18 protein-coding genes are annotated in these 23,623 nt (G+C 60.2%); 9 read left to right on the top strand and 9 right to left on the bottom strand.

Going from position 1 to position 23,623, the window contains the following annotated elements:
- Positions 1–126: 126 nt before the first annotated feature.
- The 3 genes from GG26_RS05755 to GG26_RS05765 all read right to left on the bottom strand — a co-directional run bounded on the left by GG26_RS05755 (position 127) and on the right by GG26_RS05765 (position 3,400).
- On the bottom strand, positions 127–963 hold the full coding sequence (locus GG26_RS05755; protein ID WP_414389334.1) for a hypothetical protein: 837 nt from the start codon (positions 961–963) through the stop codon (positions 127–129).
- Positions 964–1,187: 224 nt separating this feature from the next.
- Positions 1,188–1,790 carry a transcriptional regulator NrdR gene (gene nrdR / locus GG26_RS05760; protein WP_011429961.1) on the bottom strand — a complete coding sequence of 201 codons (603 nt, stop codon included), beginning with the start codon at positions 1,788–1,790 and terminating at the stop codon, positions 1,188–1,190.
- Positions 1,791–1,858: 68 nt separating this feature from the next.
- Positions 1,859–3,400 (bottom strand): cryptochrome/photolyase family protein, encoded by a 1,542-nt coding sequence (locus GG26_RS05765; RefSeq protein ID WP_414389336.1) that lies wholly within the window; start codon positions 3,398–3,400, stop codon positions 1,859–1,861.
- 86 nt (positions 3,401–3,486) lie between these two features.
- Between GG26_RS05765 and GG26_RS05770 the strand changes: the two genes are divergently transcribed.
- On the top strand, positions 3,487–5,880 hold the full coding sequence (locus GG26_RS05770; RefSeq protein WP_240530995.1) for an ArnT family glycosyltransferase: 2,394 nt from the start codon (positions 3,487–3,489) through the stop codon (positions 5,878–5,880).
- Here the strand turns inward: GG26_RS05770 and GG26_RS05775 are convergent.
- A complete protein-coding gene (locus tag GG26_RS05775; RefSeq protein ID WP_011429958.1) occupies positions 5,762–6,790 on the bottom strand; it encodes a LysR family transcriptional regulator in 1,029 nt (342 codons plus the stop codon). The genes GG26_RS05770 and GG26_RS05775 overlap by 119 nt on opposite strands.
- A 283-nt stretch (positions 6,791–7,073) precedes the next feature.
- Here GG26_RS05775 and ribH point away from each other — a divergent pair, with 283 nt between their 5' ends.
- Positions 7,074–7,664 (top strand): 6,7-dimethyl-8-ribityllumazine synthase, encoded by a 591-nt coding sequence (ribH, locus tag GG26_RS05780; protein WP_011429957.1) that lies wholly within the window; start codon positions 7,074–7,076, stop codon positions 7,662–7,664.
- On the opposite strand, the gene htpG is transcribed toward ribH, so the two are convergent.
- Both htpG and GG26_RS05790 read right to left on the bottom strand, forming a co-directional pair.
- On the bottom strand, positions 7,658–9,517 hold the full coding sequence (gene htpG / locus GG26_RS05785) for a molecular chaperone HtpG (protein WP_099812233.1): 1,860 nt from the start codon (positions 9,515–9,517) through the stop codon (positions 7,658–7,660). The genes ribH and htpG overlap by 7 nt on opposite strands.
- Positions 9,518–9,621: 104 nt before the next feature.
- Positions 9,622–11,067, bottom strand: coding sequence for an LCP family protein (locus GG26_RS05790; protein WP_049749735.1), 1,446 nt, complete (start codon positions 11,065–11,067; stop codon positions 9,622–9,624).
- Between GG26_RS05790 and GG26_RS05795 the strand changes: the two genes are divergently transcribed.
- From GG26_RS05795 to GG26_RS05810, 4 genes are all read left to right on the top strand, one after another.
- A complete protein-coding gene (locus tag GG26_RS05795) occupies positions 11,066–11,815 on the top strand; it encodes a 4'-phosphopantetheinyl transferase family protein (protein ID WP_099812234.1) in 750 nt (249 codons plus the stop codon). The two genes, GG26_RS05790 and GG26_RS05795, sit on opposite strands and share 2 nt — an antisense overlap.
- Positions 11,816–11,858: 43 nt before the next feature.
- Positions 11,859–12,308: a plastocyanin/azurin family copper-binding protein gene (locus GG26_RS05800; RefSeq protein WP_011429953.1), complete on the top strand. Its 450-nt coding sequence runs from the start codon at positions 11,859–11,861 to the stop codon at positions 12,306–12,308.
- A 68-nt stretch (positions 12,309–12,376) separates the two neighbouring features.
- Positions 12,377–14,842, top strand: coding sequence for an HD family phosphohydrolase (locus GG26_RS05805; protein ID WP_011429952.1), 2,466 nt, complete (start codon positions 12,377–12,379; stop codon positions 14,840–14,842).
- Positions 14,843–15,022: 180 nt separating this feature from the next.
- Entirely contained in the window at positions 15,023–16,246 is a 1,224-nt protein-coding gene (locus GG26_RS05810) for a glycosyltransferase (protein ID WP_011429951.1), read from the top strand.
- A 139-nt stretch (positions 16,247–16,385) separates the two neighbouring features.
- On the opposite strand, the gene GG26_RS05815 is transcribed toward GG26_RS05810, so the two are convergent.
- Genes GG26_RS05815 through ffh form a run of 3 tightly spaced genes read right to left on the bottom strand, consistent with a single transcriptional unit; the run spans position 16,386 to position 20,263 of the window.
- Positions 16,386–18,350, bottom strand: coding sequence for a peptidoglycan D,D-transpeptidase FtsI family protein (locus GG26_RS05815; RefSeq protein ID WP_414389343.1), 1,965 nt, complete (start codon positions 18,348–18,350; stop codon positions 16,386–16,388).
- Positions 18,347–18,802 (bottom strand): tRNA (cytidine(34)-2'-O)-methyltransferase, encoded by a 456-nt coding sequence (locus GG26_RS05820; RefSeq protein WP_011429948.1) that lies wholly within the window; start codon positions 18,800–18,802, stop codon positions 18,347–18,349. Before GG26_RS05820 ends, GG26_RS05815 begins: the two co-directional genes overlap by 4 nt.
- 9 nt (positions 18,803–18,811) lie before the next feature.
- Positions 18,812–20,263 carry a signal recognition particle protein gene (ffh, locus tag GG26_RS05825; RefSeq protein WP_099812235.1) on the bottom strand — a complete coding sequence of 484 codons (1,452 nt, stop codon included), beginning with the start codon at positions 20,261–20,263 and terminating at the stop codon, positions 18,812–18,814.
- 166 nt (positions 20,264–20,429) lie between these two features.
- Between ffh and GG26_RS05830 the strand changes: the two genes are divergently transcribed.
- From GG26_RS05830 to GG26_RS05840, 3 genes are all read left to right on the top strand, one after another.
- Complete coding sequence (locus GG26_RS05830; RefSeq protein ID WP_011429946.1) at positions 20,430–21,878, top strand: carotenoid oxygenase family protein; 1,449 nt, start codon at positions 20,430–20,432, stop codon at positions 21,876–21,878.
- A gap of 530 nt (positions 21,879–22,408) precedes the next feature.
- Positions 22,409–23,203 (top strand): hypothetical protein, encoded by a 795-nt coding sequence (locus GG26_RS05835; protein ID WP_240527419.1) that lies wholly within the window; start codon positions 22,409–22,411, stop codon positions 23,201–23,203.
- Positions 23,204–23,285: 82 nt separating this feature from the next.
- Positions 23,286–23,576, top strand: coding sequence for a hypothetical protein (locus GG26_RS05840; RefSeq protein WP_099835047.1), 291 nt, complete (start codon positions 23,286–23,288; stop codon positions 23,574–23,576).
- Positions 23,577–23,623: the final 47 nt, after the last annotated feature.

Consider the following 23,623-nt stretch of genomic DNA (forward strand, 5'->3'; position numbering starts at 1 on the left):
CTAGCTCGGTGCCAGGCTCATCTCTCCACACCAACCCCCCAATACAAGGGGGGTTGTTGCGTATCTCAAGGGGTAACTCTGCAGTCTCTATGGGTGTAGAGGGTGTACGGAATTCCTTCTCCGGGACTATTGGGGTGCTTTCACAGGAGCGGGTGATGGGTTGTTGCGCAAAAAGGGTTGTACAGCTACGAAGCCCAATCCAAAAGAGGCGACTACCAAAAGAACTGCAGCGGCCATCCAAAGCAAAACGGATCCTTGGGATCCGTGATGTTGATCGCGCACCCGTTGGTAGACACTGGTGGCATGAACCTCGCCACCCATATTCTGCATCAACTCTTCCAAGGAGGGAATCTGATAGCCGGCACGGGGGTAAGGAGGCTCAGCAGGAGTGTCTTGACGGGGACGGGGGGGTAGAGTGGAGGGCTGAGATCGGGGCTCAAGGGGGGGGGTGGCAAAGTCAGAGTAAGAGGGAGTTGGATAGACGTTGCCAGGGAAGGGTGAAACCTCGCTGCGAGCTTGGCGTCGCTTGAGGCGATTCAAAAAATCATAGGAGGGAGAGGCTTGGTCATGTTCTGAGGTCAGGCCATCCCCTCGAAAAGGGGCTGCAGCAGCCTCTCTTTCAAGAGCAGCGGCTTGGCTTGTGTCAGCAAGCCGTAGGCTGATTTGCTGTAGGCGCTTCAAGGCCTGGCCCAATTGCCCCTGAAATTCTTGCGCGATGGCAGTAATTTCTCCAGACAATTGTTGATGCAGAGCGCGCAGGCGCTGGTTTTCGGAGGAGAGGCGGCTCACCTGCTGACGGGCAGATTCCAGCTCTTCAGCCACTTGTTGATATACCTGGATTGGCACTGTCCCCGGCCCGGTCTCTAGTGAGGCAGGGGCGCGAAAGCTGCTGTTGCCGGGCAAGCCATTGGGGTTGCTGTTGCGAGCTTCAGAGGGGCTAGAACCCCGAAAGTCGTACTGCATAAGTTGAATCAATCCGTCAGAAAGGATGAAAAGCTGAGGAAGGTGGGCAGGCGGGGATCCCGAACAGACAAGGCCGCAAGGATCACCCAGGGGTAGCGCTGAACACCGACCGGCCGAGGATGCCTAGCGCTATGCTTAGTGTAAGCGGCAATTGCTAACCCAAGCATACCGCTAAGCTTTTTGGATGGGAGCCCCTTTCTAGCAGTTTTTCTCGCCCGCAAGCGTTATTTCGGGATCTCCGAGAGATTGCTCGAGGTGTCGTTTTGATCGAGGAGTTGGGGAATACCCCCCACCCAGTCTGGAGAAGCTGTGGATTCCGACTCTGAAGGGGGAGAGTTCCGCAACGGCCGCTCCAGATCTCGTCGTAGGTGGGTTTCCAACCGTTCCAACTGTTCCAGTTCGGTAACAAAGTCTTTTATACCCTGGAACTTGCGGTACACGGAGGCAAAGCGCACATAGGCAACTTCGCTCAGGCGCTGTAGGCGCTCCAGTACCATCTCGCCAATGCGTAGGGTAGTTACCTCTTGAACGTCTTCCAGTTGCAGTTTTTCTTCGATTTCGTTGACCAACTCCTCCATCTGCTTGACGCTAACCTGGGTTTTTTGGCAAGCGCGCATCACCCCCTGCAAGATCTTGTTGCGGTTAAAACTCTCTCGGGATCCATCCCGTTTAATGACCATGATGGGCATGAATTCGATGCGCTCATAGGTGGTGAAGCGATAGCCACAGGACATGCACTCCCGCCGCCGCCGCACGCTTTGGCCACCTTCTGCCGAACGGGACTCTAAAACACGAATTTCTTGCTTGCCGCAGCGGGGACATTTCATGACGTGGGCTCCTTGAACCAAGTAACACGTGAAGAGAGGGTGCTCCAATTCTAGTGAATACCAGACAGCTAGGCATTGGGGGTGGACTCCCACCAAGCAGCGGCTTGCGCTTGGATTTGGGCCCTCTGCTCTGGCTGGAGGCGATCCAGGTGGGCCAGTACCCCTTTCATTCTTCCCAAGGGAAGCAAAAGGGGCCGGTGGCGCAACAGGAAATCCCAGTAGAAGGTATTGAAGGGACAGGCCCGTTCGCCCACCTTTTCGCTGGGATTGTAGCGGCAATGGCGGCAGTAGTCACTCATTTTGCGGATGTACTGGGCGGAAGCGGCGTAGGGTTTGGTGGAAAGCATGCCCCCGTCGGCAAAGAGGCCCATGCCGATGACGTTGGGCTGCATCACCCAGTCGTAGCTGTCGATGAACACGTCGTGAAACCACGCTTCTACGGCTTGAGGTTGGATACCGCTGATGAGCGCGAAATTGCTGAGCACCATTAGGCGCTGGATGTGGTGGGCATAGCCATGGCGGCGAATTTGCCTCAGGGTGTGCCGCAGGCAGGCCATGTCCGTTTCGCCTGTCCAAAAAAAGTCGGGCAGGGGGCGGTAGTGGCCAAAAAAGTTGGTCTGGGCATAGCCCTGGGGCATTTGGTATTCGTAGAAGCCGCGCATGTATTCCCGCCAGCCCAGGATCTGGCGGATGAAGCCTTCGGCAGAGGGGAGAGGGATCCCGCCGCGATGGTAGGCCTGCTCGGCAGCGGTGATGACTTCTTGGGGGGTGAGGAGCCCTAGGTTGAGGTAAGGGGAAAGGAGGGAGTGGTAGAGGAAGTCTTCTTCGACTTGCATAGCGTCCTGCCAGGGGCCGAAGTGGGGCAGGCGGTGCTGGATGAAGTCCTCAAGCACCTGCAGGGCTTGGGCACGGGTGACGGCCCAGCCAAAGCCTTCCAGGGATCCAAAGTGGTGGCCGTAATGGCGCCGCACTTTCTCCATCACCGCCTGCGTGATGGTGTCGGGGGGAAACGTCAGAGGCGGCGGGTAGCGCCGGCCAGGTTGGGGAGGCTGCCGGTTTTCCCGGTCGTAGTTCCAGCGCCCGCCGAGGGGCTGGGAGCCGTCCATGAGGATGCGGAAGCGTTTGCGCCCTTGGCGATAGAAGTCCTCTAGGAGGAGGCGCTTGCGGCCTGAGGCCCAGTCGATAAATTGGCGGGCTGTCCAGAGAAAGTGGTTATTTTCCAAGACCAGGAGGGGGCAGGGGAGGGCAGACCTCAGCTTTTCCACCTCATCCCGGACGGGAATATCGGTGGGCTGCATGAGGCGGATCTGTTGCAATCGATGTTGCCTAGCCCAGGCTTGCAGGGGTTCGGCATAGTCTTCGGCTTCCGCATAGGTGACGGGGTGGCCGCGCTGTTGCAATTCTTGGGCAAAGTGGCGCATGGCCGACCAGACCAGGACCAGCTTTTGCTGGTGATGGTTGCGGGAGCTGGCCCAGGCGTGGGACTCGACAAGGAGAACGGGAACGCGGTGGGGGGGGAGGGCTGAGAGGGAGGCCAGGGCAGATTGCTGCGGATGCAGTTGATCCGAAAGGATCCAAACTCCTTCTGAACCCGTGGTCGAGACGGTCATGGGGAATTCTGGATAGCTTAGATAGCTGGATCCAGGTTGAGTTTAGCTCTGGGGCAGAACGCTAAAGGGAGGGGATCCAGCCGGCTATGGGCGAGATAGCCAGAAGGAAGGTCCAAAAGGGGCAAGGGATCCCCTTTCTCCAGGTCTGGGCCGGGCTGGGGATGGTGGCGCTGCTGCTGCTGCTGGTTTGGAACTGGAGCGATCCCCTGCCGCCGGCCTGGGATGAGGCGCAGCACCTGTTGCAGGCGCAGGCGTTTGGGGATCACCTGAGCCGGTTTCGCTGGGAAGGGCTGTGGTGGCAGCAGTTTTTGCACCTGAACCAGCGCTACCCGCCTCTGGCCTATTGGTTGGGGATCCCGTTGGCAGCGCTGCATCCGTTTGGCCGGGCCGATGGGCAGTTGCTCAATTTGGTGTTGCTGGGGATCCTGACCCTGGCCACCCAGCGGCTGGGGTGGCGGGCCTATCGCTCTTGGGAAGTGGGCTGGCTGGCGGCAGTGTTGGTGCTTCTCTATCCGGGGATCACGGCTTTGGCTCATGTCTACATGCTGGAGCTGCCGCTGCTGGTGGCGGTGACGCTGGCTTTTTGGGCGCTGTGGGCCTACGCGGAGGAGCCGTCCTGGCGGGGGGCGGTGGGGGTGGGGGCGGGGCTGGCGGCGGTGCTGCTGACCAAGTGGACGGGGGTGCTGTTTTTGCTGCCGCCGCTGCTGGCTGTTCCGCTGGGGGTGAGGATCCCTTGGCCGCTGCGGCTGGCCCACCTGGCCCTGGGAATGGGGGTGACGCTGCTCTTGTGCTGGCCCTGGTATGGAGCTAACTGGCTGTTTGTGCTCAGCAATGGGTGGGCCTATGCCGACACCGCCCACTACTACGTCACCTGTGCGGCGGGATCCCTGTGCTGGTGGACGGCCTACTTGCGCTGGTTGCCCCTGCAGATGGGCCCTTGGCTATGCCCCTTGCCACTGCTGAGCTTGTGGGGATCCCCAAGCCGGCGGGAGGCTCTCCTCTGGGGTCTCTACGGAGGGGGCTACCTTCTCTACACCCTGGTAGCCATTAAGGATGTGCGCTTTACTTTGCCGCTGTTGCCCCTGCTGGCCATCCTCTCGGCAGGAGGGCTGGCCAAGCTTTGGCGCTACTTGGGCGAGCGCTGGGGGGAAAGGGCGCTGCGCCGGGGAGTGGGCATGAGCCTAGCCCTGGGAGCTCTGGCCCTCTTGAACCTGGGGCAGCCCCTCGCTCCCGGCGTGGCTCCGCTCTGGAAAGGGATCCAGATGCGCTGGCAGGGGCAGCACCCTCAACAGGAGCTGACGCGGTGGATTGGATCCCGGGTGCAGCCAGGTTTGACCGCCACCCTAGGCGTTCTTCCCAACACCGAGCTGATCTCGTCGGAAACTCTCAGCTACTTGGCGGCCCTACAGCGCTGGCCCATCACCTTCCGCGGCGCCGGCCAAACCCCCTGGCCAGAGGTGGAGCTGGCGCTTCTGGATGGGTTTGTGGATGCGCCAGGGGAGCAAGGAATTGTCGGCCCCTACGGTCCAGCTAAGGAGCAAATTCGGCAACTCCTAGACAAAAGTCCTGACTGGCAGCAAGAGCATTTTGATCTGCCGGCGGTGGGCCGGCTGTCCACCTACTTCCCCAGCAAGCCCAGGGTTGTGCTGCAAGAGTTGCCCGCTGCGGCAGAGGCGGTGGAGCTGCTAGAGCTCCAGGTCTTGCCAGAGGAAGGGATCCCAGCCTGGCACTTGCGCTGGCAGGGGCCAGCCCAGGACTTGGCGCAAACCCTCGTCTGGGCGCGACTGGAAGATCCCCAGGGGCAGGTCTTGGCCAAGCGGGCCTGGGTGGTGGGACAGAACCGCCTGTTGCCCTACGCCGCCGGCAGTTGGCAGGTGGAGGAGATCTTGGCCTGGCCAGAGCTGGCAACCAAAGAAGGAATCCTCCACCTGGAGTGGCAACCTCCCCAGGGAAGGCGTCGGTCGTTCAGTCAGCCCTGGGAGGGATCCCGCAGCGGGAAAGGGGGATCCCTTATCTCCCCTGGAGATCCCCTCTTTCTCCTACAACAGGCAGCTAGGGCGGCTGCGATTGGGGATCTGGAGGCGCTCTCCCTCTACCTCAACGCCTGGACGACGTTGCAATATCCAACTTTCCTCACCGATCCGGATCGGGTTTTGATCCGGCAACTGCTGGAGGGAGAAGAGCAATGGGCAGCCGCCCAGAGCTGGCGGGAACGGCAGATCCAAAGCCACTACGAGCTGGCGTTGCTGGAGGTGGCCCTGCTGCGGCCGCAAGCAGCCCAGCGGCATTTTCAGCGGATTGTCGAGCTGGATCCCGAAGACAATTGGGCACGGGCCTATTTGGCATTTTTACGGGTCTTTTTTACCCATGATTTTCGGAGCCTCCAGGGGTTGCAGCAAGAGCTGGCGGCTGCAATTTATCCCCTTTGCCAGAAAGCCAATCCGGATTGGGACTTGAGTTGGCTCTGCGCGGCTCTTTAGGAGGAAGATCCAGATCTATTTGAGAAACTTGAGAAAGCAGGAAATCGGCAAAAGCTTTGGCTACCACCGAGAGGCGCTTGGAGCGCAAATAGACCAAATGCCAAAATCCACGGATGGGAAACTCTTCCACATCCAAAATGGTCAAATGGTTTTGCCAATCTCCCAGAGCCAACACATGCTGAGACAAAACCGAAATGCCCAGCCCGCCGATAATGCCCTGGCGAATGGCTTCGCCACTGCCTATCTCCATGCGGATGTTGAGCTTGAGGTTATGTTTGTCGAAGAGCCGCTCCACCGCCATGCGGGTGCCGGAGCCGGGCTCGCGGGCCAAGAAGGGCTCTTGAGCAATACGGGCCAGGGGGATCCGCTTCTGGCCCGCCAAAGGATGGTGAATAGGAGCCATCACCACCAAGGGATTTTCTAGAAAAGGTTGCGCCACCACGTCCAAATCTTCCGGGGGCATCCCCATCACATAGAGATCGTCCATGTTGTGGCTGAGTCGCTCCAAAACCTGCTGCCGGTTCAGCACCTTGAGGGATACATCGATGCCGGGATACCGCTGACAAAACGTGCCCAGCAGGCGGGGAATAAAGTATTTGGCCGTAGTGACCACACCAATGCTCAGTCGCCCTTGTTTTAACCCCTTCAGGTCGGCGAGGGTCATCTCAAATTCGTTCAACTGCTCAAAGATTTTTTGACAAGTTTGGTACAAAGCTTGCCCCGCCTCTGTGAGATAGAGCCGCTTGCCCACCTGCTCAAACAGCGGCAGCCCCACCGATTTGCTCAATTGCTTGATCTGCATGGAAATCGTGGGCTGGGTCAGGTAAAGCTCCTCAGCGGCACGGGTGAAGCTGAGATGACGGGCAGCAACCTCGAAGATTTGCAACTGGTGCAGCGTAATGGCCTTCATGGAGAATCAAGGATCACTAAAGGTTTACTCTTAAATCATAAAACTCAATCTATGACCCTTGGCGAGATTTCCCTGAGAGCTCGCCGGCTCGAGCGGGTCTCCGCGGGCTCTTCTTCTGGAGGACGGAGAGGGACTGGCGAGCCGTTTAGCTACTGTGAGAATGTCGAAGGCCAGGTGCTACCACCCCTTTTTGGGCAGATCTGGAGGAGAAGGGTAAATTAGGATAGGAAGACACGGTTGTGCGGTGTGGAGCAGCGCCTGGTTTTTTCCCGGAGCAGCGCAGATGGCAGTTTACGAAGGCAATTTTGTTCAGACGGGGGATCTGCGTCTGGCCATTGTTATCAGTCGGTTTAACGATTTGATTGCCGGCAAATTGTTGGAGGGGTGCCAAGATGCCCTGAAGCGGCATGGCATCGATGTCAGCTCGGAGAGCCAGCAGGTGGACTATTACTGGGTGCCCGGCAGCTTTGAGGTGCCTATGTTGGCCTGCCAACTGGCGCAGTCCCGCCGTTACGATGCCATCATCTGCCTGGGGGCGGTCATTCGGGGCCAAACCCCCCATTTCGACTATGTGGCAGCAGAGGTGGCCAAGGGGATCGCGGCAGCCAGTTTTCGCACCGGCGTGCCGGTCATCTTCGGGATCCTCACCGCCGATACCCTACAGCAGGCGCTGGAGCGGGCTGGGATCAAGAACAACAAAGGCTGGGAATACGCCATGAGCGCTCTGGAGATGGCCACCCTGATGCGCCAAGTAGCTCCCCTCTTGCAAGGGAGCGACAGGGCTGCCAGCAATGGGGCGGCCTCCCGCCCCTCTCTGCCCGGTGGAGCGGAAGCCCTGCAGCCGGGGGTAACTCTGGAGGGTGCCGCCTACTGACGGCGGGTTAAACGGGTGAGCACCTCGTTGGAACGCTGCACAAAGGCCCGTGCGGCTGCCGGGTCAAAGCTTTTCTGGGTAATCAGCGCCAGATCGTAGATGTGGTTGCAGATGAGGTTGACCAGCTCCGGATCCCGCCCCTCCTCGGCCAGAGCCTGCAGGTTTTGGATCAAGGGGTGGGCGGTGTTGAGCACCAGCGTGTGCTCTTCCAAAAACTCCATTGGCTTCTGTTGCAGGATCGCATTAAGCTCCTGCAGGCGCCGCAGCGCCTCCGGCAGCAGGATCATAGCCGGAACCGACTCCGACTTGAGGGCCTCGGCTTTGATCTGCAGCTTCTCTTTGCCCAAAGCCTGACGAAAGAGATCCACCAGCTTTTCGCTGCGGGTTTTTTGTGTTACCGGGTCGACGAGCTCGGCAGCTTTGTCTTTTTGGATCAGCGTCTCGTCCAGCTCGGAATCCACCCGCTTAAATTGGATCCCTTCTTCCCGATACTCCCGCTCCAGGAAGCTGCTGAAGTGGCTGTCGATCCAGCTATCCAGCATAATGACTTCTAGTCCTTGGGAGCGGTGCAGGTCGATATAGGCGCTCTGGGCTGCCTCGTCGGTGGCGTAGTAAACCCGCTTATTCTGTTTCTCCCGCGTGCGCTCCAGGTACTCTTTGAGGGTCACGTACTCAGGTTTATCGGCAGGGGATCCGGCCAATCGGAAGATGAGAATGTCTTTAATCTGGGCGAAGAACTTGTCGTTGTTCATCGCCCCAAATTTCATGAAGAGGCTGATATCCGGCCAGACCTTGACATATTTTTCGTAGTCTTCTTTGTAGAGCTCGTTGAGGCGATCCGCCACCTTTTTGGCCACGTGATCCCCAATGCGCCTGACGGTACGGTCATTTTGTAAAAAACTGCGGGAGACGTTGAGGGGAATGTCTGGGCTGTCGATGGCGCCGCGCAGAGGCAGGAGGAATTTGGGAATGACTTCTTCGCAGTTATCCTGGACAAAAACTTGGTTGCAATACAGCTTGACCTGACCCTTAGTGGGATCGATATCAGGCCGCAGCTTGGGGAAGTAGAGGATCCCTTGCACGATGAAGGGGTAATCTGTGTTGATGTGTACCCAGAAGTGGGGATCCTCTTGGAAGGGATAGAGGTAGCGGTAAAACTCTAGGTAATCCTCATCCTTGAGCTCAGAGGGAGGAATCTTCCAGAGGGGCTTTTGCCGGTTAATGACTTCTCCGTTGAGTTTAATGGGGACGGGAATGAAGTCGCAGTATTTGCGCACCAATTCGCGGATGCGGCCCGGCTCCAGGTACTCCTCGCTATCCGGGCTGAGGTAAAGGGTAACCGTGGTGCCGATGGCGGAGCGCTGGGAATCGGAAAGGGTAAAAGTTGGGCTGCCGTCGCAAGACCATTTCACAGGGGTGCTGCCCGGCTGATAGGAAAGGGTGTCGATCTCCACCCGCTGCGCCACCATAAAAGAGGAATAGAACCCCAGGCCAAAGTGGCCGATGATCGCCTGTTCTGCGTCTTTGCCTTTGTACTTTTGAAGGAACTCCTCAGCGCTGGAAAAGGCCACTTGGTTGATGTATTTTTTCACCTCTTCGGCAGTCATGCCGATGCCAGTGTCGCTGACCGAGAGGGTCTTGGCCTCTTTGTTGAGCGCAATCGTGATTTCTGGCTCCGGGGGATCCGCCACTTCGCCAGCCAGTTTGGCCATCTTCAGCTTGGCAATGGCATCGGCGGCGTTGGAGATCAGCTCTCGCAAAAAGATCTCCCGATCCGAATAGAGAGACTGCTTGATGATGGGGAAGATGTTCTCGGTGTGGATGGTGATGGATCCCTGTTCCAGCACAGTCATAGATGGCTCAGCACGCAAACAAGCTAGTGCCAATCTACAGAGGCAACAGAGGCCCCGACAAGCCGAACTGTTTCCAGAAATCCGCACTCGCCACCGAACCGGCCCTAGAGCTGAGCCCCTCTGGCCGGACTCTGCGCCTGGTCAATATCGAGGGTAAGCTGCTGGGCCCAATCTTGGCCGATGCGAATGGTGATGTCGGAGTTGAGCACGCCGGTGGATTCCACCCGCAGCTCTCCTAGCCCAAGGGCGGCCCGCACCTGCTTGGCTCCCTCGCGATCCCCGCTTTGGGCGAGGATCTCTGTTTGCGGCAACACCTGGGGGCTGTCTTCGACGGCAAAAACCTGGGTATAACCCTGTCTAACCAGTTCTTGCACCATGCGGCGGGCCATTCCCGGCTTGCCGGTAGCATTTTGCACGGCTATGCGCAGGCGTTGCGGCGGAATGCGGGCTACCTCTGCCTCTAGGCCAAAGTGGGAGACAGCCACCCGTCGGATCGCGGCTGGATCCGGCAGCCAATAGCTGGTGGAAAATTCTCCTGGCTGACTGAAGCGGCCCGGCAACAGCACCAGGTCGATGCGATCGCCCCCAGAGGTGAGGACAAACTTGGCCAAGCTCAGAACCTCTTCCCAGGTGAGGTTGGTATCCAGGTGGGTGCGGACGACCTGCAAAACCTTCGGGATCCGAGGCCAAACGGCGGGGGAGAGCAGTTCTCGACTCAGGGCCCGCAGCAGTTCCTGTTGCCGTTGCACCCGACCAATATCCCCCAACCCCAGGTGATCGCGGCGAAAGCGGGCAAAGTGGTGGGCTTGTTCGCCGTTGAGGCGTTGCCAGCCGGGCTCCAGGTTGATGAATAGCCGCTGCGTGTGATCTACGTAGTGCATCGGCTCCGGCACGTAGACTTCCACACCGCCCACCGCATCGATCAGCTCTTCCAGGGCATCGGTATTGAGGCGAACGTAGCGGTCAATCGGGATCCCGCCCAGCAAGGTGCTGACCACCTGGGCCGTTAGAGCTGGTCCACCCACCAGGTTGGCTGCATTGATCTTGGTGACACCAAAGCTGGGCAAGCGCACGCGGGTATCGCGGGGGATGGATAGGACGGTAATCCGCCGCGCTTGGGGATCGAAGCGGGCCAAGAGAATGGTGTCGGTGCGGGTGTTGAGACGCTCCCGTTCTCTGGACAAGGGCAGGGCGGGATCCGGGTTGTCGGTGCCGAGAATGAGGATATGCAACGAGCGATCCAGAGCTGCCGCCCGCAAAGCATCCGGACGGAAGGCTTCTTGTTCGCCGGGAGTGAGGGAAGTGGGGATCACCGGACGGGGCAACATCACAGCCAAGAAGGCGCCGGCGGAGCCCGCCAACACAGCCGTGAATCCCAACAACAGCCAAAGGATCCCCTGGCGAATGGCCTGCTGACGAGCGGCGCGGACACGGTCTGGGCGGGGTGGATAGTGGAAAGAGGACATCAGGTCAAACCGGGCCTCGCGAGCGCCTGCAGGAAGGGGTGTACTGTCTAGGTGGTGTTGCCAACCCCACCAATTCAAGGTCATGTTACCGCATCCTTATTCTCTAGGACTGTCCATACCCAACTTCGGCGAGATGGCAGCTTCCCCGGCGGGATCCCTGCAACTGTTGCTGGCGAAGTCGGAGGTGCACTTGTGGCTCCAAGTCTTGCCGCCGCTGGCGGAGTTGCTCTCTCAGCTTGATCTTCTTTCTCAGGAGGAACGGCAGCGCGCGGAGCGTTTACAGCGGCTGGAGGCTCGGCGTCGCTTTCTGGGTGGTCGTTTGCTATTGCGAACCCTGCTTGGCCGCTACAGCGGCCTCCCTCCCCACGCGATCCCCCTCGGCTACACCACTGCCGGCAAGCCCTATTGGCCGGATCCACCCCTACCGCTGCAGTTCAACCTCAGCCACTCCCACGAGTGGATCCTGGTTGGCTTGACGTTGCAGCGTCGAATTGGCGTGGACCTAGAGCGGATCCGGCCCGTGCCCCGCTGGCAGCGCATTGCCCAGCGCTATTTTTCCGCCGCCGACCAGGCCCGCCTATGGATCTGTCCACCAGCAGAGCGGGAGAGGGTTTTCTTGGAGCTGTGGACGCAGAAAGAAGCTCTCCTGAAAGCCATGGGCGTGGGGCTGGCTGGAGCCAGGATCGGGGCCGGGGATCCCTGTTGGCTGACCCTGCCTCTGCCGGTTGCCGAGGGCTATGTTGCCGCTGTGGCGATGGAACAGCGGGAAGCCGGCGAGGCAGCTCCGACTGTGCGGCTCTATGAAAGTGCCGCTCCCCTGACCCCCACTTGAGCTGCTATCTTGGGTTTCCAAGCTAAGTTTTCAGGGTGTCGCCATGTGGAGTGGGCTGCGTCACTTCCTCATTTTGGGCCTCTGTCTGTGGATTGGGTTCGTCGGGATCCCGCATCCGGCATGGGCGCGAGATCTGTCGCGGCAAACGCCCCAGGACAAAGCTGTCGAGTTAGGTACTGCCGACAACCAGTTGGTCTTTGTGCCCAAAGAGCTCTTTTTTCGCAACGGCAACCTCTATCGTTTGCACTTGAGCAACCCCAGCCAGTTGAAGCACTATTTCAGTGCCAAAGATTTTGCCGATGCCGTTTGGACTCGCAAGTTGGAAGTGGCCGGTGTGGAAATCAAGGGCCAGATCCGAGAACTGGAGCTGAAGCCAGGCGCGGCGGTGGAGTGGCAATTTATTCCTTTGAAATCTGGGGTTTACTCTCTGGTTTGCACCATTCCCGGCCATGCCGAAGCGGGTATGATCGGGCAGATCACGATTGGCGACTAGGCTATCTCCTGGGCTAGGGGAGCAAAAGGGGATAGAAAAGAGAAGAACGCTGCCAGGCAAATCCTTCTATGAGAAACCCCCTCACGTCCCCAGTGCAGCGCTGGAGCCGGCGACCTCAGGCAGCCTCTTCTCGAAAAGCCCAGCCCCCCCTTTCCGAGCGGGTTGTCGGCTACGCCCTAGCGCTTCTCTCCCTCACTGCCGTCCACGGGATCCGCTACTACAACGAGCCGCAACTGACCGTTGGCAGCCGCTCCCCGCAAACGTTTCTCGCCCCTGCAGCGGCAGAGATCGAGGACGTGGAGGCCACCCAGGCCCGGCAAGCCGAGGCGCGACGGCGGGTGGTACAGGCCCTCAAAATCAACAGCGCCGCCAACGAGAGCATGCGGCAAAATCTGGAGGCCCTCCTGGCCGCAGTGGAGGCGATTCGGCAAGAGGCCGGCCCTCTGCCCTACGTTTCCGTTCAGTTGCTCTCCCTGCCTACTCAGATCTATCTGCGCCAACTGCCACCCGAAGAATGGGAGGCCTTACAGGCGGCAGTGCGGGAAACGGCCATCGGCACCCCCTCGACCGCTCCGCCTTTTCCGGCACAAAGGCGTCCGGAGCAGCTTCCCCCCGACCAGCGGGCCAGGCAAGAGCTGGTCCAGGTTTGGCAGCGGGCCTGGTTGGATGGAGCGGCCACTCAGACGGCGGCGACGGATCCCTATACCCAGCTAATTGCCCAGGTGGAGGCGGCACAGCAGCGCTACCAAGGGGCTTTGCCGTCTCTGGAACAGCTCACCCCCCCTGTCCCGGCCACGGTTCTCAACTTGACGGAGGCCGACTGGCAACATTTGCAAAACTTGAGCCGGCGGGTCTTGGAGCGCCTGCAGAAGATAGGCATTGTGGATGGCCTGCCCCGCGAGGTGCGCGCCGAAGGGATCCAAGCCCAACTGGACGATCTGGCCTTTCCGGGCAGTGCCGCCCAGCGGCGGGAGCTGCAGGGGCTGGTCTATCAGTGGCTGCAGCAGGTGCTGATCCCCAATCTGGAGGTGGATCCGCAGCGCACCGAGCAGCGCATTCGCGCCGAGCTGGAAAAAGTTGAGCCCGTCCTGATCTCGGTTGCCGAGAACCAGGTAATTGTGCGAGTGGATCAGGTCATCACCCCCGAGATCTTTTTGATTTTGGATCACTTTGGTTTTACCCAGCGCCGGATCAACATCTGGGGCCTGGTGGGGGTAGCTGGCGTCATGGGCTTGGGCCTGGCTGTCTTCGTGCCTTTGCAGCAACGCTTGCAGCCGGGATTGCGCCGCCGGGATCGGGTGTTGATCCTGATGGTTTCCCTGACTGCTCCCCTGTTGGCGGCCTTGTTCAAGCTGGAGTTCAGCTCTTTGCCGGCGGTGGGGCTGTTGCTGGGCAGTTTTTACGGGGCTGGGCTGGGCCTGGTGGTAGTGGTGGGCCAGGCGTTGTTTTTGCCCTTGGTCTCTGCTGCCAACCTACTCACCTTTGTGCCCTTACTTTCCGGCAGTGTGGTGGCCTGCGCCCTGGCCGGGCGCTCGCGTTCCCGCGAAGAGCTGGCCCTGCTGGGAGGAGGGGCGGCGGCAGTGCAGATGCTCACCTATGCGGCTGCTAGCTTGACCACAACGGGCGGCATCGACCTATTGGCGATGGCCTTGGGGGGAGGGATCACGCTGGGGTGGAGCATTGTGGCCCTGGGGGCCAGCCCCTACCTGGAGCGCCTGTTCGACCTGGCCACCCCCATTCGCCTCATCGAGTTGAGCAACCCCAACCGCACCTTGCTGCGGCGGCTGGCGGCAGAGGCCCCTGGCACCTTTCAGCACACCCTGTTTGTGGCCACTTTGGCGGAACGGGCCGCCCAGAAGTTAAACCTCAACGTGGAGCTGGTGCGCACCGGCACCCTCTACCACGACATCGGCAAGATGTTGCAGGCCCGCTACTTCATCGAGAACCAAATGGGCGGCCTCAACCCCCATACGCAACTGGACGATCCCTACCGCAGCGCCCAGATCATCAAAGCGCACGTCAGCGATGGGCTGCGCCTGGCCAAGCAATACAATCTGCCCACCGCCGTCCAAGCTTTTATCCCTGAGCACCAGGGGACGATCCTGATTGCTTACTTTTACCATCAAGCCCAGATGAAAGCCGGAGATCAACCGGTGCCCGAGGAGCCGTTCCGCTACGATGGCCCCATCCCCCAGAGCAAGGAGACAGGGGTGGTGATGCTGGCCGATGCCTGTGAGGCGGCCCTGCGCAGCATGACCCTGAGCGACGGCTTCGGCCCTGAGGTGGTTGAGCGGGCTAAGGCCGTTGTCCGCAAAATCGCCCAGGCCCGTTGGCAAGATGGCCAACTGGTCGATAGCGGTCTGACGCTGCGGGATTTGGAGGTGGTGGCAGACGCTTTTGTGGAGGTGTGGCGGGAATCCAACCACGAGCGCATTCCCTACCCCAGTCCTGCCCCTGCCCTGCCCTCGCCTGAGTCCGACGCTGCCCAGGCCCAGATGCCCGTGCTGATGACTCCTTCAACGGGATCTCCCTAGCCTCGGCGAGCTGAGTAGGTCGAGAAAAGTCTAGTCCCAGAGCTCATCCATCGGTACGATAAGGGATCATTTGCGCCGGTGGCGCGTGGCGCTGTTGCGAAGCGACACAGCTCCAAGTTTGACCTGCACTCAAGCTCTCCGCTTAGGATCCGTTACCCTCGTTTTTGGATGGCCTGCTGAATGCCTCATGTAGCTCCTGCTTCGTCCACCCATCTGCAAGCTTCGGCAGTCCCTATTCAGATCCCGCCGCTCTCTCAACCCAGCTCTGTCCAACTTTCGCTGGTCGTTCCCACCTATAACGAGGCCTCCAGCATTTGCAGCCTGATCCGGCAGTTGTGCGCCCACCTCGACACGATTCTACCGGGAGCCTACGAGCTGATTGTGGTGGACGACAACAGCCCGGATTACACCGCCAAGTTGGCCCAGGAACTGCAAGAGGAGCTTCCCCAACTCAAAGTTATCTGCCGCCAGCGGGAACGGGGCCTGGCCACGGCTGTGTTGCGCGGATGGCAAGCGGCCCGCGGCGAGGTGCTGGGGGTGATGGACGGGGATCTGCAGCATCCGCCGGAGATCATTCTCAAGCTATGGCCTGCCATCCAAGAGGGAGCAGACCTAGTGGTGGGCAGCCGCTACGTGGGGTCGGGGGGGGTGAGCCACTGGAACCTGGGCCGGCGCCTCGTCTCTCGGGGAGCTCAAGCCATCGGGCTGGTTTTGCTGCCAGGGGTTTTTAGGCGGGTGTCGGATCCGCTCAGCGGGTTATTTCTGGTCAGACGCCAGGCCATTGCCGGGATCCCGCTCAGCCCCAAGGGTTACAAGCTGCTGATCGAGGTGCTGGCACGGGGCCGGGTGACAACCATTGCTGAAGTCGGCTACATCTTTCAGGAGCGCCAAAACGGCGAGAGCAAAATTCAACTGCAAACCTGTCTTCAGTATCTCCACCATCTCATTCACCTGCGCTTCTCGCTAGGGCAGGTGGGAGCCTTTTTGCGCTTCAGCACAGTCGGCCTGTCAGGCACGGTGGTGGACATGGTTTTGCTCTATTTGTTACACGACCCGGCCAACTTAGGATGGGATCTCATCACGAGTAAGCTGATCGCTTCGGAAATGGCCATTCTCAATAACTTCCTGTGGAACGATCTGTGGACGTTTCGCCATGTTACCCGATTGCAGCCGGGCCTCTCGAACCGCCTGAAGCGGCTGGCCAAGTTTAATATGATCTGTTTGATCGGCCTGTTTCTTAACTCTTCGCTGGTGATTTTGCTGAGCGAGCGCTTGGGCATTCACTATCTGTTGGCCAACTTAATTGCGATCGGTATTGTTGTATTCTGGAACTTCTACCTCAACTCCAAGCTGAGCTGGAAAAGTGCAGAGGCTAAGCTGGATCCCGGGGGCGACAAGTCTTGAGCGTCTGGTTATTTCAGACCCAATTAAGACACTCCTGAAGCGCTCTGCTCCAGTGCCCTCATCCTCAACTCCTCTCCCAAGGAGTTAAGGATCGGCTTCTCGATCGGTTCCATTGCCATTGGATAGAGATCAGGCCATGTCAAGGGGAATTGGGACGGATCCCCTCTAGGGTGATGATCTCCTGGATAACCGAGCGAACCACAGGAGCCGCCGTTGTCGATCCGAAGGCATCTTCTCCCCGCGGCTCGTCGATCACGGCCAAGATCACGTACTGGGGGCGAAGGGCGGGGAAATAGGCCACAAAACTGGTGATGCGCTTGCCAGGCAGATAGCCTCCCCGCGGCCCTGCCTTTTGGGCCGTGCCCGTCTTGCCGCCGATTTCGTATCCCTCGATCTTGGCCGATTGCCCGGTGCCAAAATCCACCGCATCTCGCATTTGGATGCGCACCGCCAGGGTAGCCTGCTCCGACAGCACCCGCACCGGCTGGGGTTGCGGGGATCCCCAAACCAAGGTGTCTGTATCCTTTTCGACCAGACCGCGCACCACGTGGGGCCGCACTTTCAGCCCGCCGTTGGCGATGATGCAGTGCAAGGTGGCTAACTGCAAAGGCGTGAGGGCCAATCCCTGGCCAAAGGCGACGGTGGCCCGCTCCACCGGTACAGTTACAAATTGCCGCAGGGGCTTCAGGCGGCTGGGCGGCTCAAAGGGCAGATCGACACCGCTGCGCTCGTTCAATCCCAGCCGCAGGAGGGCATGGTAGTACTGGCGGGGATCCAGCTTTTGCATCAGGTGCACCATGCCTACGTTGCTAGACAGGCGCAGAACCTCGGTAACGCTCAGCCAGCCATGGGCACCCCGCTGGCGGTAGTCGTGGTTTTGGATGGGCCAGCGACCAATCCAGATCTGCCCCGCGTCGTAGACCCGTTCGTTGGCCGTGAAGGCGCCGGCATCGAGCCCAATGGCGATGTTGATGGGCTTGAAGGTGGATCCCGGCTCGTACAAATCCGTAACAGCCCAGTTGCGAAAAAGGGCAGGGTCATACTCGAAGTAGCGGTTGGGATCGTAGGTGGGCTCGCTCACCAGGGCCAGGATCTCTCCCGTGTGAGGTTGCAGGACGATCACCGTGCCCCGTAGGGCTTGAAACCGTTCCAGTTGCGTTTTCAGGGCGGCGCGAGCAGCCCTTTGCAGCCGCATATCCAGGGTGAGTTGCAGCACCGTCTCGTGGGATTGCAACAGTCCTTCCGGCACTTCGGCCGCCAACAACTGGCCGTAGCCGTCGCGGGGAAGGGTAAGGTGCTGAACCGTCCGCTCCAGCAAGACCTGTTGAGAGTACTCCAGCCCCGCTTGGCCGCGGTGATCCAGATCCACATAGCCCACCACTTCGGCGGCCATTTCCTTCTGGGGATAGACCCGCTGCCGCTCGCTCACCAGCTCCAGGCCGTCCAGATACAAGGCCTGAATTTGAGTCGCCACTTCCGGCGACAGCCAGCGCTCCAGCCGTACCGCGTGAGTGGCCGACAACTGCTGGGTCAGTTGCTCAACTGGCCGCCGCAGCAGAGGGGCCAGAGCAGTGGCAATCTCCTGGGGGGTACGCTTGCCGAAGAGGCGGGGATGGGCCCAAAGGGTATAGGCAGGGCGATCTACAGCCAACAGCTCCGCCTGCTGCCGAGCTAAGGAGTGGCGGTCCACAATCGAGCGGCGGGGGATGAAGGGCCGGAGCTGGGCCCGCTGCTGGGCCTCGGCCCGCTTTTGTAAGAGCAGGCCCTGGTGATGTTGTAAATAGACCAAACGTGCCCCCACCCCCACCAGGGCGACAGCCAGAACCAGGCCCACCGCCGCAATGCGAAAGTTTAGTTGTCGGACTGTCGGGATCCGCTCCCCCAAAAGCCACGCCAGCCGGGATCCCTGGGGCCGGTGGCTGGGCGGCCAAGGGGGCCAAGCAGGTCTGCCCCGCTGCCGTTGGGCAAGTTGCCGGCTTCTCTGTCTGGTCTGCAAAGGTTGCTGGCCCAAACCGGCTCCAGACCTGTCTTCCACTGCCACTCCTGTGTAGATACCACCGTTAGTTTGCCGCCCATCGCCTTGTCCGGCCAGCTTTCGCCTCATTGGGTGGAAAATCCCTGTTGACGCAACGCTTCAAAGAGGGCGATCGCCACCGCATTGCTGAGATTGAGGCTGCGCACCGGCCCGCTCAGGGGGATGCGCACACTGGGATAGGTTTCCAAGAACATAGGATCCAGGCCACGGCTTTCGCTGCCGAACACCAGCCAGTCTCCTGGCTGATAGGCCACCTCGGTGTAGAGGGCCTTGCCGCGCACGCTAAAGCACCAGAACCGCGCCTCGGGGTGGGCTTGCACCAGAGCAGACCAAGAGGGATAGCGATGCAGTTGGACGTGCTCCCAGTAGTCCAGCCCCGCCCGCCTGAGGTAGCGATCCGAGAGGCGAAACCCCAAGGGATCCACCAGGTGGAGGGGCGTGCGGGTAGCTGCACAGGTGCGGGCGATGTTCCCCGTGTTGGCCGGGATCTCCGGAGCTACCAAAACAACATGGAAGGGCATGAGCCGCTCTCAATGGCTGCCAAACCCGCGGCTACCGCCTCCCTTTTTGCCCCCACCTTTGCCCGGCTTGCGGCTGGGCTGCTGTCGCGGCGGCGCTGCAGAACGTCCTCGCCACTGGGGGCCGCCCACCGGCAGTGGGCCTCGTCCACCCGGCATCCCTGCAAGGCCGCCCAGGCTCATGCTGCGCATCATGTCGCGCATGCGCTGAAAATCGCTCACCAGCCGGCTGACATCCTCCAGCTTGTGGCCAGAGCCCAGGGCCACCCGCCGCTTGCGGCTGACGCTGCGGGCCAAGAGATCCGGGTTGCGGCGCTCTTCGGGGGTCATGGAGTTGATCATGGCCTCGGCGCGGGCCAGTTGGTCTTGTCCTTTTTGCAATTGTTCCTCGCTGATTTTGCCCATCCCCGGCATCAGCCGCAGCAGCCCCGCCAGGGATCCCATGCGCTTGATCAGGCGCATTTGTTTGAGGAAATCGGTGAAATCGAACTGGGCGGTCATCATCTTTTCCGCCATCCGGGCGGCATCTCCCAGGTCGATTTCCTCCTGGGCTTTTTCCACCAGGCTGAGGATGTCTCCCATGCCCAAAATGCGCGAGGCCATGCGATCCGGGTAAAAGGGATCCAAGGCCTCCACCTTTTCGCCGACGCCGACGAACTTGATGGGCTGGCCGGACACCTGGCGAATGGAGAGGGCGGCTCCACCGCGGGTGTCCCCATCCAGCTTGGTGAGGATGGTGCCGGTAAGACCCAGCCGCTCGTGGAAGGCCTGGGTGAGGTTGGCGGCCTCCTGCCCGATCATGGCGTCCACCACCAGCAGGATCTCGTGGGGCTGCACCGCCGCCTTGATCCGCTCCAGCTCCGCCATCATCTCCAGGTCGATCTGCAAGCGACCGGCGGTATCCAAGATAACGTAGTCGTAGCCCTGTTCCCGCGCGGCTGCCACTCCCTGGCGGGCGATCTCGACGGGATCCGTCTTGCCCAGGTCGAAGACAGGGATCTGAATCTGCTGGCCCAGGGTCTTGAGCTGGTCGATGGCCGCCGGACGATAGATGTCGCCGGCCACCAGGAGCGGCCTTTTGCCCTGCTTGCGCAAATACAAAGCCAGCTTGGCACAGGTGGTGGTTTTGCCGGATCCCTGCAGGCCGACCATGAGCACAATGGTGGGGGGCTGTTCCGCCTGGGCAATGGGCACATTCGCCTCCCCCATTACCTTCACCAGCTCGTCGTGGACGATCTTGATAAACTGCTGGTCTGGCGTCACCCCCAGGATGACCTCAGCTCCCAGAGCGGCCTGCCGCACGTCCTCGATAAACTGCTTCACCACCTGGAGGTTGACGTCGGCGTCCAACAGGGCTCGCCGCACCTCCCGCAGAGCTTCTTGGATGTTGGTTTCGGTGATCTTGTCCTGGCCGCGCAGCTTTCTCCAGGCCAGTTCCAACTTCTCGGAGAGGGCATCAAACATGAGCGCTGTTCATCCTGTCAAGGGCTGCTAGGGCATTTCCTACCATAGTTCAATTGGGGCAGCTCCATCTTGGGGATCCCGGCCCCAGCCGTTACCTGGGCCGAGAAAGGCTGGCTACTTTACGAAAGTTTAAGCAACAATAGAAGGCGTCGCTTGCAGACTGGCCATGGTCAGCGTCGCTTCCCGCTCCTACAGCACCACCGACTGGCAGTTGGGCTATCGCTCTTTACGCCAGGAGTATGACTATTGGGCGACGGAAATCGAGGGGCGGATCCCCGAAAGGCTGCAGGGAACCCTCTTTCGCAACGGGCCTGGCAAGCTGGAGGCGGGATCCCAGCGCTACGGCCATCCCTTCGACGGCGACGGCATGGTGTGTGCCATCACCTTTATTGACGGGCGGGTGCATTTCCGCAACCGGTTTGTGCGCACTCCCGAGTTTGAGGCCGAGGAGAAGGCGGGACGGGTGCTCTACCGCGGCGTATTCGGCACCCAGAAGCCGGGAGGCTGGTGGGCCAATTTCCTCGATCTGCGCTTCAAAAACCCCGCCAACACCAACGTTATCTACCAAGGCGGCAAGCTCCTGGCGCTTTGGGAGGCCAGCGCTCCCTATCGGCTCAACCCCGCCACCTTGGCCACCGAAGGGAGCGAGACCTTTGCCGGTGCCCTTGCCCCCAACCAGCCGTTTACGGCGCATCCCCGCCGGGATCCAGCCACGGGGGATCTCATGGCCTTTGGGGTGCAGACAGGACCTTCCTCCACGCTGCTGTTTTACCGCGTCGACGCCCAAGGAAGGCTGGTGGAAAAGCGGGACTACCGCCTGCCGGGTTTTGCCTTTCTGCACGACTTTGTCTGGACGCCCCGCTACTGGATCTTTTTCCAGAATCCGGTGGCCTTCAACCCCTTGCCCTATATGCTGGGCCTGCAGCCGGCGGGCACCTGCTTGACCCTAAAAAAAGGAGAGCCCACCCGCATTTGGCTATTTCCCCAACAGGGCGAGCCGCTGCAACTGCAAACGGAGCCGGGGTTTGTTTTCCACTTTGTCAACGGCTACGAGGTTGGGGATCAGGTGGTGGTGGATGCCGTTCTCTACGAAGCCTACCCTGCCCTGGAGCCAGGGGCTGACTACTTGCAAATTGACTTTGCCCAGGTGCCAGCCGGCAAGCTGTGGCGCTTTGAGCTGGATCCCAAGGCGGGCAAGGTTAAGCGGGAGCTACTGCTGGATCGCTCGGTGGAGTTTCCGGCTATCCATCCGGCCCGTATGGGGGGATCCCATCGCTACATCTACATTGGGGCTACCCATGCTCCCGGCCCCAACGCCCCCCTGCAGGCCATTCTCAAGTTGGACACGACAACAGGCCGCAGCGAGCAGTACAGCTTTGCCCCCCGCGGCTTTGTGGGAGAGCCGGTATTCATCCCCGATCCTGAGGACGCTGCAGAGGAAGCCGGCTGGATTGTAACAGTGGTCTTTGATGCCGCCAGTCAGCGCTCGCAGGTGGTGATCCTGGATGCCTCAGACCTGGCTGCCGGCCCGGTGGCGCGGATCCCCTTGCGGCATCACATTCCCTACGGCCTCCACGGCAGTTTCACCCCTCAGACATGGGTAGAGGCCAGATAGGGAAGGGATCTTGGCATGGCTGGGTTAGTCCCGGGCCGCCGGGCGCGAGCTGAGGAAAAGGTGCGGCTCTGTAGCTCAACATTCTGCAACCTGGGCCGGAGCAGTTGCTACTATCGGCTAGACTTCAGCTACAGTGTTGACAACCGCTGAACCGCGACTTGTTGGGCGCAGGCCTTGGGCGGGTCTGCTAAGCTGACGGGAGGAAAAGAGGAAGGCTGGTAAAGCTCGGTGGTGTGTTGAGCGGGTCTTGGGTCAAGGGCAAAGGTAAGCCCTGTTTTGGCAACGGCAGATGTCTTGCACTGCCTCCCAGCGTCGTCGCCCACCGCTGGGCATTCTGGTAAACATCCTGGATTGACTGCAGCGGAACCGTTACGATGTCCTCAGATCTGAGACCTCCCCTTCGAATTGTACGGCCCCCCAGGCCCACCTCAACCAGCGAGCCCAGGGGATCAGCTCAAGATGTCGGGTCAGCTGCTGGTGGGGGCCAGCCTGTTGTCGCCGCCGCCGCTACGCTAGAGCAGAAGAAAGCGATGGGGAGAGAGCGACCTTGCCTGGAGCCCATCCCGCCGCCCGGGGAGAAGATGCAGTACCGGGCGATTGGCCTCATCGAGGGGCGTTACATTCCCTCGCCCAACCACTTCACTCGCGGGATTTTGCGCACCTCGGATGGTTTAGATCTCAATGCGGTACTGCTAGGCCGGGTGATGAGCCTGGTGCGCAAGTACCTGAAGCCGGAACGCAACTATTTGTGGGTGGTCTATCCCCGCACCCGCGACAAGAGCCAGGATCTGCACGTGCAGTTGATGGGGGTGTGGGCCCCAGAAGAAATGGGGCAAACTCTGCCAGAGGGATCCCGTCCGACGGTGGTGCCGGACTGGTTTTCCATTCGCGGCGAGGTCGTTTTCCAATCGCAGGAAAAAGGGTTCATTATCGTCAAAATCCGTCAATCCGGCAAAAAGAACTCCGCCGGCTCTTCCCCTCAGCGGGCCCAGACGGCCAAGGGCGCCGCATCGCCTGCGGCAACAGCTCCCAAGCCTCAGGCTTTTAAACTGCGCCTGATCGGATCCTTGCCGGGCAAAGGAGTGGGCATCTTCTGGGATCTGCAGGTGCGCCGCCGCGGATCCCTGCTCTACGTGGAGGCAGGAACTCCCATCGGTCCTGTGCTCAAGGCGCCGCCGCGCCCACGCCTGAAGCGTTCAACCCCCCGACTCCAGAAGGGCCCTCTCCCCCCGCCGCGAGGGCAGCAGCCCATTTCCAATCCACAAGTGTATCCGCCGCGGGATCCCACAAAAGTACCCAAGCCGGTTAAGAGAAAACGCCCATAAACTGGGCTAGTAGATCCTGCTTTAATGGAGCTTTTCATGTTGACCTTCTTGTTGTGAACCATTCTTTTACCCTGGTTAGGCCGTGGCAGAACCAACTCCTCCCAACAAACCTCCCAACAAAGATGAATTCATTTCGCCTCGCTACCCCTACTGGGGCGAAGTGAGGCCGCAGAACCTAGTTTTTGATGCCAACCTGCAGGAATTTAGCAATAAAGTGTCCTTGATTTGTAGCTTGGAAACCGGGGGCAAAATTACCCCGGAAGAAGCCTACCGGCAAATCAAGAAGCTGTGGAAACAACTCAAACAGACCAAAAAAGCCATCTTGGACGATCCCCAGTGGAAGGAGTCTCCCCCCGACTTGCCGGAAGAGTAGCCGGCTAGATCCTGGCTAACCGCAAACGGTGTACACTGGGCGCGGAT

It is taken from the genome of Synechococcus sp. 'PEA 65AY6A-5F PE A' (genome assembly GCF_047462575.1).
Taxonomy (GTDB): Bacteria; Cyanobacteriota; Cyanobacteriia; order Thermostichales; family Thermostichaceae; genus Thermostichus.

What these genes read in the sequence shown, in the direction of transcription:
- GG26_RS05755 (WP_414389334.1), bottom strand. Translation starts at nt 963, where the DNA reads ATGCAGTACGACTTTCGGGGTTCTAGCCCCTCTGAAGCTCGCAACAGC.
- nrdR (WP_011429961.1), bottom strand. Translation starts at nt 1,790, where the DNA reads ATGAAATGTCCCCGCTGCGGCAAGCAAGAAATTCGTGTTTTAGAGTCC.
- GG26_RS05765 (WP_414389336.1), bottom strand. Translation starts at nt 3,400, where the DNA reads ATGACCGTCTCGACCACGGGTTCAGAAGGAGTTTGGATCCTTTCGGAT.
- GG26_RS05770 (WP_240530995.1), top strand. Translation starts at nt 3,487, where the DNA reads ATGGGCGAGATAGCCAGAAGGAAGGTCCAAAAGGGGCAAGGGATCCCC.
- GG26_RS05775 (WP_011429958.1), bottom strand. Translation starts at nt 6,790, where the DNA reads ATGAAGGCCATTACGCTGCACCAGTTGCAAATCTTCGAGGTTGCTGCC.
- ribH (WP_011429957.1), top strand. Translation starts at nt 7,074, where the DNA reads ATGGCAGTTTACGAAGGCAATTTTGTTCAGACGGGGGATCTGCGTCTG.
- htpG (WP_099812233.1), bottom strand. Translation starts at nt 9,517, where the DNA reads ATGACTGTGCTGGAACAGGGATCCATCACCATCCACACCGAGAACATC.
- GG26_RS05795 (WP_099812234.1), top strand. Translation starts at nt 11,066, where the DNA reads ATGTTACCGCATCCTTATTCTCTAGGACTGTCCATACCCAACTTCGGC.
- GG26_RS05790 (WP_049749735.1), bottom strand. Translation starts at nt 11,067, where the DNA reads ATGACCTTGAATTGGTGGGGTTGGCAACACCACCTAGACAGTACACCC.
- GG26_RS05800 (WP_011429953.1), top strand. Translation starts at nt 11,859, where the DNA reads ATGTGGAGTGGGCTGCGTCACTTCCTCATTTTGGGCCTCTGTCTGTGG.
- GG26_RS05805 (WP_011429952.1), top strand. Translation starts at nt 12,377, where the DNA reads ATGAGAAACCCCCTCACGTCCCCAGTGCAGCGCTGGAGCCGGCGACCT.
- GG26_RS05810 (WP_011429951.1), top strand. Translation starts at nt 15,023, where the DNA reads ATGCCTCATGTAGCTCCTGCTTCGTCCACCCATCTGCAAGCTTCGGCA.
- GG26_RS05815 (WP_414389343.1), bottom strand. Translation starts at nt 18,350, where the DNA reads ATGAGGCGAAAGCTGGCCGGACAAGGCGATGGGCGGCAAACTAACGGT.
- GG26_RS05820 (WP_011429948.1), bottom strand. Translation starts at nt 18,802, where the DNA reads ATGCCCTTCCATGTTGTTTTGGTAGCTCCGGAGATCCCGGCCAACACG.
- ffh (WP_099812235.1), bottom strand. Translation starts at nt 20,263, where the DNA reads ATGTTTGATGCCCTCTCCGAGAAGTTGGAACTGGCCTGGAGAAAGCTG.
- GG26_RS05830 (WP_011429946.1), top strand. Translation starts at nt 20,430, where the DNA reads ATGGTCAGCGTCGCTTCCCGCTCCTACAGCACCACCGACTGGCAGTTG.
- GG26_RS05835 (WP_240527419.1), top strand. Translation starts at nt 22,409, where the DNA reads ATGGGGAGAGAGCGACCTTGCCTGGAGCCCATCCCGCCGCCCGGGGAG.